Origin of the sequence: Corallococcus llansteffanensis, from assembly GCF_003612055.1 — a bacterium.
GTDB lineage: Bacteria > Myxococcota > Myxococcia > Myxococcales > Myxococcaceae > Corallococcus > Corallococcus llansteffanensis.
The window spans coordinates 1-11,714 of sequence record NZ_RAWB01000315.1; the positions used below are offsets into that span (position 1 = coordinate 1).

Annotated in this window: 2 protein-coding genes; one reads left to right on the forward strand and one right to left on the reverse strand. The window is 72.0% G+C overall.

Annotation, left to right across the window (positions count from 1 at the left end):
* The coding region (locus D7V93_RS26155; RefSeq protein WP_147451328.1) for a non-ribosomal peptide synthetase at positions 1-10,653 on the forward strand (10,653 nt) is incomplete at its 5' end.
* Positions 10,654-10,759: 106 nt separating this feature from the next.
* On the opposite strand, the gene D7V93_RS26160 is transcribed toward D7V93_RS26155, so the two are convergent.
* A complete protein-coding gene (locus tag D7V93_RS26160) occupies positions 10,760-11,551 on the reverse strand; it encodes a DedA family protein (RefSeq protein ID WP_120645990.1) in 792 nt (263 codons plus the stop codon).
* Positions 11,552-11,714: the final 163 nt, after the last annotated feature.

Below are 11,714 nucleotides of genomic sequence, written 5' to 3' on the forward strand. Positions count from 1 at the left end.
AAGGTGGACCGCAGGGCGCTGCCCGCGCCGGAGGCCTCGCAGCTCACGTCGCGCGACTTCGAAGCGCCCGCGACGCCCACCGAGGTGGCGCTGGCCGCGCTGTGGAGTGAGCTGTTGCGCGTCCCCACCGTGGGACGCCGCGACAACTTCTTCGAGCTGGGCGGACACTCGCTGCTGGCCACGCAGCTGGTGGCCCGCGTGCGCGCGAGCTTCGGCGTGGAGTTGCCGCTGCGCGCCTTCTTCGAAGGCCCCACCGTGGCGGCGCTCGCCACGCGCATCGACGCGCTCCAGAACGCCGGTGGCACGTCGCAGGCCCTGCCCTCGCTGGTCCGCGCGGAGCGGCCCGAAGTGCTGCCCCTGTCGTTCGCCCAGCAGCGACTGTGGTTCATCGAGCAGCTTGGAACGGTGGGCATCGCCTACAGCCTGCCCAGCCTGTTGAAGCTCGAAGGCACGCTGGACACGCTGGTGCTGCTAGAGGCCTTCGACGAGCTGGTGCGCCGCCACGAATCGCTGCGCACCACCTTCCGGACCCACGAAGGGACGCCGTCGCAGGTCGTCCATCCTCCCTTCCCGATGCCCCTGCGGTCCGAGGACCTCACGGGCCTCGCGACGCCGGAGGAGCGTCAGGCCGAGGCGATGCGGCTCGCCCTCGAGGAGGCCCACGCCCCGTTCGACCTGGAGCACGGCCCCCTGTTCCGGGGGCTCCTGGTGAAGATCGCGCCCACGGAGCACGTGCTGGTGCTGAACACGCACCACATCGTCTCCGACGGCTGGTCCACGGGCGTCCTGGTGCGGGAGATGGGCGCGCTCTACGCCGCCTTCTCCGCGGGCCAGCCCTCGCCCCTGCCGGAGCTGACGGTGCAGTACGCCGACCACTCCCTCTGGCAGCGGGGCTGGCTCCAGGGCGAGGTCCTGGAGGAGCAGATCGGGTACTGGCGCGAGCAGCTCGCGGACGCCGCGCCCTTCCTGGATCTGCCCACGGACCATCCGCGTCCGGCCCAGCAGTCCTTCCAGGCCGCTGACGAGCCCGTGCGCCTGTCGCGCGAGCTGAGCGAGGCGCTGGAGACGTTGGCGAAGCAGGAGTCCGCCACGCCCTACATGCTGCTGCTGACGGCCTTCTCGCTGCTGCTGCACCGGTACGCGGGCCAGGAGGACGTGGTCATCGGTTCGCCCATCGCGGGCCGCCGCCACGCGGAGTCCGAGGCCCTCATCGGCTACTTCGCCAACACCGTCGTGCTGCGCACGCGGGTGCGGGGCACGCTCACCTTCCGCGAGCTGCTCGCACAGGTGCGCGCCACCACGCTGGGCGCCTACGAGCACCAGGACCTGCCCTTCGAGAAGCTGGTGGAGGTGCTGAAGCCCGAGCGCGACCTGAGCCGCACGCCGGTCTTCCAGGTGACGTTCACCCTCCAGAACGCGCCGCTGCCCGAGGTGACGCTCCCGGAGCTGACGCTCCGGCCGATCCACGAGGACGCGAGCATCATCCTCTTCGACCAGCAGCTCCAGCTGACCCGCGGCCCCGACGGGTTCGTGGGCGGGCTGCTCTACAACACGAACCTGTTCACGCAGCCCACGGCGGCCGGCATGGTCCACCGCCTGCGGATGCTGCTGGAGGCCGCCGTCCGCGCACCGGACGCGCGGCTGTCCGACCTCCCGTGGCTCACGCCCGAGGAGCGGCAGCGGCTGCTCGTGGTGTGGAACGACACGTCGCGCGACTACCCGCGTGACGCGTCCGTGCCCGCGCTGTTCACCGAACAGGCCGCGCGCACGCCGGAGGCCATCGCGCTGAAGTCCGGCACGGCGCAGCTCAGCTACGCGGCCCTGGAGAAGGCGTCGAACCAGCTGGCGCACCACCTGCGCCGCATGGGCGTGCGGCCCGGAGACCGCGTGGGTCTGTGCCTGGAGCGCTCGTTCGAGCTCGTGGTCGGCATGCTCGGCATCCTCAAGGCCGGCGCCGCCTACGTCCCCGTCGAGGCGAAGTACCCCGCCGACCGCATCACCTGGATCTTCCAGGAGGCGGGCGTCAGCGTGCTCGTCACCCAGGAGGCGCTGGCGGATGAGCTGCCCGCGGTGGCGGACCTCCAGGTCCTCCTGGACGCGGACGCGGCCCAGCTCGCGAAGCAGCCGGACACCCTTCCGGACGTGAAGGTGCCGGCGGAGGCCCTGGCCTACGTGATGTTCACGTCGGGAAGCACGGGTCGTCCCAAGGGCGTCAGCGTGCCCCAGCGCGGCATCGTGCGCCTGGTGCGCGGCAACGACTTCATCCACTTCGGGCCGGAGGAGGTATTCCTCCAGCTCGCCCCGGTCGCCTTCGACGCGTCCACGTTGGAGGTGTGGGGCGCGCTGCTGAACGGCGCGAAGCTGGTGCTGGCCCCGCCGAAGACCCTGTCCTACGCGGAGCTGGGACGGCTGCTCACCGGCGAAGGCATCACCACCCTGTGGCTCACCGCCGCCCTCTTCGAGCAGATGGTGCTCGACCAGGGCAAGGCGCTGTCAGGCGTGAGGCAGGTGCTGGCGGGTGGCGACGTGCTGCCCGTCGAGCGCGTGCGGGACCACCTGGCGCGGCTGCCCTCTGGCGCCGTGCTGGTCAACGGCTACGGCCCCACGGAGAACACCACGTTCTCCGCCACGCTGGCGCTGCGTGCCGGTGACAGCGTGGGTCGCTCGGTGCCCATCGGTCGGCCCCTGGCGCAGTCCACCGCGTATGTGCTGGATGCATCCCTCCAGCCCGTGCCGGTGGGCGTGCCGGGCGCGCTCTACGTCGGAGGCGACGGCCTCGCCTGGGGTTACCTCCAGCGGCCCGACCTCACGGCCGAGCGGTTCATCCCCCACCCCTTCGCCACCGAGCCGGGGGCCCGTCTCTACAGCACCGGCGACAAGGTGCGCTGGCAGGCGGACGGGACGTTGGAGTTCCTGGGCCGCACCGACTTCCAGGTGAAGATCCGCGGCTTCCGCATCGAGCCGGGCGAAGTCGAGGCCGTGCTGCGCCAGTCCTCCCAGGTGCGGGAGGCCGTGGTGGTGGCGCGCGAGGACGTGCCCGGAGAGAAGCGGCTCGTCGCCTACGTCGTGACCACCGGGGACAGGCTCGATGCCGGAGCCCTGAAGGCGTTCGTCCAGAAGCAGCTCCCCGAGTACATGGTGCCCGCCGCGTGGGTGGAGCTGCCGGCCCTGCCGCTGTCTTCCAACGGCAAGGTGGACCGCAAGGCCCTGCCCGTGCCGGAGGCGCCGCGCGTCTCCGAGGCGAAGGGGGCCATGCCCCGCAGCACGCTGGAGACCGCGCTCGCGGCCATCTGGGCGGAGGTGCTGCACGTGGAGCACGTCGGCCTCCACGACGACTTCTTCGAGCTGGGTGGCCACTCGCTGCTGGCCACGCAGGTCGTGTCGCGCATCCGCTCCTCGCTGGGCGTGGAGCTGCCGCTGGGCGAGCTGTTCGGCGCGCCCACGGTGGCGGCCCTCGCGGAGCGGCTGGTCAACGCGAAGCGCACCCAGGCGCCCCCGCTCGTCCGTGCCGGGAGGACGTCCGCGCCGCCGCTGTCGTTCGCCCAGCAGCGACTGTGGTTCATCGACCAGCTGGAGCCGGGCAATAGCCTCTACAACATGCCGCTGCCGCTGCGGCTCATCGGGGCGCTGGATGTCGACGCACTGCACGCGAGCCTGGATGCGCTGATGGCGCGGCATGAATCCCTGCGGACGACGTTCCGCATGGAGGCAGGCCAGCCCGTGCAGCACGTCCACGCCGAGGCCTCCGTGCCCTTCGAGTTCGTGGACCTGACGGACCTCCCTGACGCCGCCGACCGTCAGGCCGAGTTGATGCAGCGCGGCCTCGCGGAATCCCGCCGCCCGTTCGACCTGGCGCGGGGCCCGGTGATCCGCGCCCTCCTGCTGAAGGTGGAGGCCCAGGAGCACGTGCTGGTGCTGCACCTGCATCACATCGTCTCTGACGGCTGGTCGTTGGGTGTCCTCGTGCGCGAGATGACCGCGCTCTACGAGGCCTTCAGCCACGGCCGCGCCCCCACCCTGCCGGAGCTGCCGGTGCAGTACGCGGACTTCGCTGTCTGGCAGCGCGGCTGGCTCCAGGGCGGCGTGCTGGAAGCGCAGCTCGGCTGGTGGAAGCAGCAGCTCGCCGGTGCGCCGCAGGCGTTGGACATGCCCACCGACAAGCCGCGTCCGGCGGTCGCCACGCAGCGTGGTGCGTCGGTGCACGTGCATCTGCCGCGCGTCCTCGCGGAGCAGGTGGAGGCGCTGGCGCAGAAGGAAGGCGCCACGTCCTTCATGGTGCTGCTGGCGGCGTTCCAGACCGTGCTGCACCGGTACACCGGGCAGGACGACGTGCTCGTGGGTTCGCCCATCGCGAACCGCCGTCACGCGGAGACGGAGGGCCTGATCGGCTTCTTCGTCAACACGCTGGTGCTGCGCGGAAGCTTCGGCCGCCGGACGACGTTCCGGGAGCTGGTGGCCCAGGTGCGCACCACCACGCTGGGCGCGTACGAGCACCAGGACATCCCGTTCGAGCGGCTGGTGGAGGCGATGCAGCCCGAGCGTGACCTGGGCCGCACGCCGCTGTTCCAGGCGATGTTCGCGCTCCAGAACGCACCCGTGCCGGAGCTGGCGCTGCCCGACCTCGCCGTGAAGCCGGCGCACTTCGGCGGGCGCACCACGTCGCACCACGAGCTCGGGTTGGACCTGAGCCGGGGTGAGGACGGCTTCATCGGCATGCTCGACTACGCGACGGACCTGTTCGAGCCCGCCACGATGGAGCGGTTCATCGTCCACCTGCGGATGCTGCTGGAGGCCGTGGTCGCGCAGCCTGACGCACCGCTGGCGGACCTGGCCCTCATCTCGCCCGACGAACAGGCGCGGCTGCTGAGCACCGGGCGCGGCGACGTCGCGGACTTCGAGCGCGACGCCACGCTGCACGGGCTCATCGAAGCGCAGGTGGCCCGCACGCCGGATGCACCCGCCGTGGTGTACGAGGAGACGACGCTCTCCTTCCAACAACTCGACACGCGCGCCAATCAGTTGGCGCGGCACCTGCGCTCGCTGGGCGTGGGCCCGGAGGTCACCGTGGGCCTGTGCCTGGAGCGCTCGGTGGACGCCATCGTGGCGCTGCTGGCGGTGCTCAAGGCCGGCGGTGCGTTCGTGCCGCTCGACCCGGCGGCTCCGGCCGCGCGCAAGTCGTTCCTCCTGGGGGACAGCCGTGCGTCCGTGCTGCTGACCACGGAGGCCCTGACCGACGAATGGCGGCCCGACGTGGACGAGGTGGTGCTGCTGGACGTCGAAGCGGCTCCGCTGGCGGCGCTCTCCGGGGACACCCTGCCCCCGCTGGCGGGCCCGCAGAACCTGGCCTACGTCCTCTACACGTCCGGCTCCACCGGCACGCCCAAGGGCGTGATGGCGCAGCACCGCTCCGTGCTCAACCTGCACCGCGCGATGGGCCGGGCCCTCTACACGGGGCAGCCCAAGGGCCAGCGCATCACCGTCACCGCGCCGCTGTACTTCGACGCGGTGATGGAGCGCGTCATCCAGCTCATCGACGGCCACTGCCTGTGCCTCGTCCCCGAGGACCTGCGAAGGGATCCGCAGGCGATGCTCCCGTGGCTGGAGCGTCAGCGCATCGACTCGCTGGACTGCACGCCCGCGCAGCTCAAGCTCCTGCTGGACGCGGGGATGCTGGAGCGTGCCTGGGTGCCGCCGCTGCTCGTGGTGGGCGGTGACGCGATGGACGCGGTGACGTGGCAGCGGCTGGCCACGACGACGCGCACGCGCGCCTTCAACGCCTACGGCCCCACCGAGTGCACCGTCGGCACCACGACGTGGCCCCTCCAGGGCACCGCCACGGCGGTCCCCGTCATCGGGCGGCCGCTCGACAACCTGCGCGCCTACGTGCTCGACGAGCACCAGCGACTGGTGCCCTTCGGCATGCCGGGCGAGCTGTGCTTCTCCGGCGAGGGCGTCACGCGCGGCTACCTGGGCCGGCCGGACCTGACGGCGGAGCGCTTCGTTCCGGATCCGTTCAGCCCGGAGCCCGGTGCCCGCCTCTACCGCACGGGCGACAAGGCCCGCTGGCGCGGAGACGGCACGTTGGAGTTCATGGGCCGCCTGGACTTCCAGGTGAAGCTGCGCGGCTACCGCATCGAACTGGGTGAAGTCGAAGCCGCCCTGCGCACGCACCCGGGCATCCGGGACGCGGTGGCCCTGGTGCGCGAGGACGTCCCCGGAGACGCACGGCTCGTGGCCTACGTCGTCACCGACGGGGACACCGCGCCGCTGCGCGAGCACCTGCGCCGGCACCTGCCGGAGTACATGGTGCCCGCCGCGTTCGTCGCCCTGCCCGTCCTGCCGCTGACGCCCAACGGCAAGGTGGACCGCAAGGCCCTGCCCACGCCGGAGGCCTCGCATCGCGCGTCGCACACCTACGAGGCGCCTGCGACGCCGTCCGAGGTGGCCCTGGCCTCGCTGTGGGAGGAGCTGTTGAACGTCCCCGCCGTGGGCCGTCACGACAACTTCTTCGAGCTGGGCGGCCACTCGCTGCTGGCCACGCAGCTCGTGTCCCGCATGCGGGCCCGCTTCGGCGTGGACGTGGGCGTCCGGGCGCTCTTCGAGTCGCCCACCGTGATGACGCTCGCCCAGCGCCTGCCGGACGCGCCGGCCGCCAACGCGCTGCCGCCGCTGCTGCCCGCGACGAGCCCGGGACCGCATCCGCTGTCGTTCGCCCAGCAGCGGCTGTGGTTCATCGATCAGCTCGATCCGGGCAGCCCGCTCTACAACATGCCCACCGCGCTGCGCCTGTCGGGCACGGTGGACGTGCCGCAGCTCCAGCGGGCCTTCGCTGCCCTGGTCCAGCGGCACGAATCGCTGCGCACCACGTTCGATGCCCGCGACGGTGAACCCCGTCAGCACATCCACCCTGCCCCGGCCCAGGCCCTGGCGGTGGTGGACCTCAGCACGCTCCCCGACGACGAGCGTGAGGCCGAGGTCCTCCGGTTCGCGAGCGAGGACGCCCTGCGTCCCTTCGACCTGGCCGTGGGTCCGCTGGCGCGGCTCACGCTCCTGAAGCTCGGCGCGAGCGAGCACGTGCTGCTCATGTGCCTGCACCACAGCATCGGCGATGGCTGGTCCATCGGCGTGCTGGTGCGCGAGGTGGTGGCCCTCTACGAGGCCTTCCGCCAGGGGCAGCCCTCGCCGCTGCCCCCGCTGCCGGTGCAGTACGCGGACTTCGCCGTCTGGCAGCGCACCTGGCTCCAGGGTGACGTGCTCGACGCGCAGCTCGGCTGGTGGAAGCAGCAACTGGCCGGCGCGCCGCAAGCGCTGGCGCTGCCCACCGACAAGCCGCGTCCTCCGCAGCGCTCGGCAGCCGGCGCCACGATCCCCGTGCGCCTGCCTCCGGCCCTGAGCGACGCGGTGGAGGCGCTGGCGCAGCAGGAAGGCGCCACGCCGTTCATGGTGTTGCTGGCGGCCTTCCAGACCCTGCTGCACCGGTCCTCCGGGCAGGAGGATCTGCTGGTGGGCACGTCCATCGCGGGCCGACGCCACGCGGAGACGGAAGGCCTGATCGGCTTCTTCGTCAACACGCTGGTGCTGCGCGCCCGCTTCGATGCCCGGCCCTCGTTCCGACAGCTCCTCGCGCAGGTGCGCGCCTCCACGCTGGGCGCGTACGAGCACCAGGACATCCCGTTCGAGCGGCTGGTGGAAGTGCTCCAGCCGTCGCGCGACCTGTCGCGCACGCCGCTCATCCAGGCCCTCTTCGTGCTCCAGAACACGCCGGACACGGAGGTGCGTCTGCCTGAATTGACGCTGCGTCCGGTGGACGTGGAGCTGACCACGACGAAGTTCGACCTGGACCTGAGCCTTGGCCGCACGCCGTCCGGCTTCGAGGGCGCCCTCTCCTACAGCACGGACCTCTTCGAGGCCGCCACGGCCCGGCGCCTCACGGAGCACCTGGTCCAGCTGCTGGAGGGCGCTGTCGCCACTCCGGACGCGCCCGTGGAGACGCTGCCCCTGCTGACGGCCGACGAGCGTCAGTGGGTGCTGGAGGAGTGGAGCGGTGAGACGGGCGACTTCCCGGCCGACCCGCCCTTCCACACGCGCTTCGAGCAGCAGGTGACCCGCACGCCCAAGGCACCCGCCGTGGTGATGGGCGACACGACGGTCTCCTTCCACCAGCTCAACGTGCGCGCCAACCAGCTCGCCCACTACCTGCGCACGCTGGGGGTGGGCCCCGAGGTGCCGGTGGCGTTCTGCATGGAGCGCTCGCCGGAGGCCATCGTCGCGCTGCTGGGCATCCTCAAGGCGGGCGGTGCCTACGTGCCGCTCGACCCGGCGGCCCCCGCCACGCGCAAGGCCTTCATCCTGGAGAACAGCGGCGCCCCCGTGCTCCTCACGACCCAGGCCCTGGCGGAGACGTGGCAGCCGACGGTGCGTCACCTGGTGCGGCTGGACGCCGAGGCGCGGCGCATCGAAGCGCTGTCCCCGGGCAACCCGCGCACGGACGTCCGGCCGGAGCACCTGGCCTACATCATCTACACGTCCGGCTCCACGGGCGCGCCCAAGGGCGTGATGGCGCAGCACCGCGCCGTGATGAACCTGCACAAGGCCCTCAACGACGTCCTCTACCCACAGGCGCCGCAGGGCATGCGGGTGAGCCTCAACGCGCCCTTCTACTTCGACGCGTCCGTGCCCCAGATGCTCACGCTGCTGGACGGACACTGCCTGTGCCTCGTCCCGGAGTCCGTGCGGCAGGAGCCGGAGGCGATGCTCGCGTGGCTGGAGCAGCAGCGCATCGACTCGATGGACGGCACGCCCTCGCAGCTCAAGCTCCTGCTCGACGCGGGGATGCTGGAGCGGGCCCACGTGCCGGGGACGCTCTTCATTGGCGGTGAGGCGATGGATGAGGTCACCTGGCGCACGCTCGCCGGGACGACGCGCACCCGCGCCTTCAACGGCTACGGCCCCACCGAGGGCACGGTGTGCGACACCACCTGGTGCATCCAGGGCGCGCCGCAGCAGCTGCCCGTCATCGGCCGGCCGCTCCTCAACGTGAGCACGTTCGTCCTCGACGCGAACCTGAACCCCGTGTCCGTGGGCGTTCCCGGGGAGCTGTTCATCGGGGGCGAAGGCGTGGCGCGCGGCTACCGCGGGCGCGCGGACCTCACCGCGGAGCGCTTCATCCCCCACCCGTTCAGCACCGAGCCCGGCGCGCGTCTGTACCGCACCGGCGACCGGGCCCGCTGGCGCGGAGACGGCACGCTCGACTTCATGGGGCGTGTGGACTTCCAGGTGAAGCTGCGCGGCTACCGCATCGAGCCGGGCGAGATCGAAGCCGCGCTGCGCGCGCACCCGGGCATCCGGGACGCCGTGGCCCTGGTGCGCGAGGACGTCCCCGGACTGCCGCGCCTCGTGGCCTACGTGGCCCCCGAAGTGGACACCGCTCCGCTTCGCGGCCACCTCCAGCGCTCGCTGCCCGAGTACATGGTGCCCGCGGCCTACGTCGCGCTGCCCGCCCTCCCGCTGACGCCCAACGGGAAGGTGGACCGCGCGGCCCTGCCGGCGCCTGTCGACAGCACCGCGCGTGACGAGGCCCGCGTGGGGCCGCGCGACGCGAACGAGGCACGGCTCGCACCGCTCTGGGCCCAGGCCCTGGGCGTGAAGGCCGTGGACGTGCGCACCAGCTTCTTCGAGCTGGGCGGCCACTCGCTCCTCGCGGTGCGTCTGCTCTCGGCGGTGAACCGCGAGACGGGCCGCAAGTTCCCGCTGTCGGCCCTCTTCCAGGCCCCCAGCGTGGAGCGGTTCGCGCAGCTCATGAGCGAGGGGCAGGACGCGAGGCCCTTCACGCCGCTGGTGCCCTTCGGCGCGCAGGGCACGGGCAAGGCCCCGCCGTTCTTCTGCGTCCACCCGGTGGGCGGCAACGTGCTCGCCTACGCGGAGCTGGCGCGGCGGCTGGGCCCGGATCAGCCCTTCTACGGCCTCCAGGCCCGCGGCCTGGACGGCGCGAGCGAACCCCTGGGCACTGTCGAAGAGATGGCCGCCAGCTACGTGCAGGCGCTGCGCACCGTCCAGTCCGCCGGGCCCTACTTCCTGGGCGGCTGGTCCCTGGGCGGCGTCATCGCCTACGAGATGGCGCACCAGCTCCGCGCGGCCGGCGAGGAGGTGGCGCTGCTCGCGCTCATCGACTCGTACGTCCCGGAGACCGTTGCGGACACCGAGCCGAGGCTGGATCGCACCCTGGCCGTGGGCCTGTTCGCGCAGGACCTGATGGGCGTGTCCCTGGCGGACCTGTCCCTGGACACGGCGGAGCTCGCGACCCTGGAGCCCGAAGCGGCCCTCGCCCGGGTGCTGGAGTCCGCGGCCCGCGCCGGGGCCCTGCCGCCCGGCGTGGACAGCGCGAACCCGGCCGCCCTCTTCCGCGTCTTCGAGGCCAACCTCGAAGCGGCCCGGCGCTACCACCCGCCCGCGATGAACCAGCGGGTGCTGCGCGTCCAGGCGGAGGAGCTCGCGGACACCGGCCCGGGCGACGGCGGCTGGTCCGCGCTCGTCGGCACGAAGCTGGAGTCGCACCGCCTGCCGGGCAGCCACTACACGCTGCTGCGCGAGCCCGTCGTGCAGGCCGTGGCGGACCTGCTGACGAAGGCCTTCCGGGGCCCGCGCGAGGACTGACGGCGGCAGCCGGGCGGGGCCTTCCGAGCAAGGCCCCGCAATGAAAAACCCCGCTCCCTCAAGTCGAGGGGGCGGGGTTCGTGGACCGCGTCACCGAAGCGCGAAGCTACTTGTGCACGTTCGTGGACGGCTCGGCGGCGGGCGCCTTCTCGGCGGGCACGTCGAAGAAGCTGTTGCTGCTGGCCGCGCGCGTCTGCGCCACGCTGTTCTCCAGCGTCTCAGGCACCGGCGGCAGCGCCACGGGCGTCACCCCGGCGCTAGCGGCTTCGGCGGCGCGACGGGCGTTCTGACGACGGCGGAACAGGAAGTAGCCCACGGCCAGCGCGGCCAGCGAGCCCATGACGACGACCTGGCCCTCCTTCAGCTTGCCGATGACCATGTCCAGCTCGCCGCCGAAGTGGAAGCCGAGCCACACGAACACCGGCGCGGAGAGCAGCGCCGCCAGCCCGTCCCACAGGATGAAGCGCCAGTACGCCATGTGCACGGAGCCCGCGGTGAAGTACGTCACCGCGCGCACGCCCGGCATGAAGCGGGCGATCATCACGATCTTCTGGCCGTGCGCGACGAAGAGCGACTCCACCTTCGCGCGCTTCGCCGGCGTGACGATCTTCGCGAAGAAGCCTCCGCCCTTCGCATCCGGGTTGCGCCCCAGCCGAGACCCCAGCCGGCGGCCCGCCAGGTAGATGAGGCTGTCGCCGACCAGGATGCCGAGGAAGCCCACCACCATCATCACCGGCAGGCTGGCGGCACCCTTGTGCGCCAGGAACCCACCGAGGATGAGCGAGATGTCCTCGGGCAGCGGGACACCCAGGCCGCACGCCACCAGGATGGCGAACACCGTCGCGTAGGCAATGAGACCCTGGGAGTTACCAAGCAGGCTGGTGAGCAGTTCTTCCACGCGTCGTTCCGTCCAATCACTTCCGAAGGGTCGCCTGGTATCCACCCGGGCCAGCCCGTTCAGCACCCAGCCAACAACCGGGTGCGGGTCTTGAAAACTCCGGTCGCCGAGCTTCCCACCTCAAGCGCCCCAGCCCCACCACGAAAGCCCGTCTCCTCGCGGC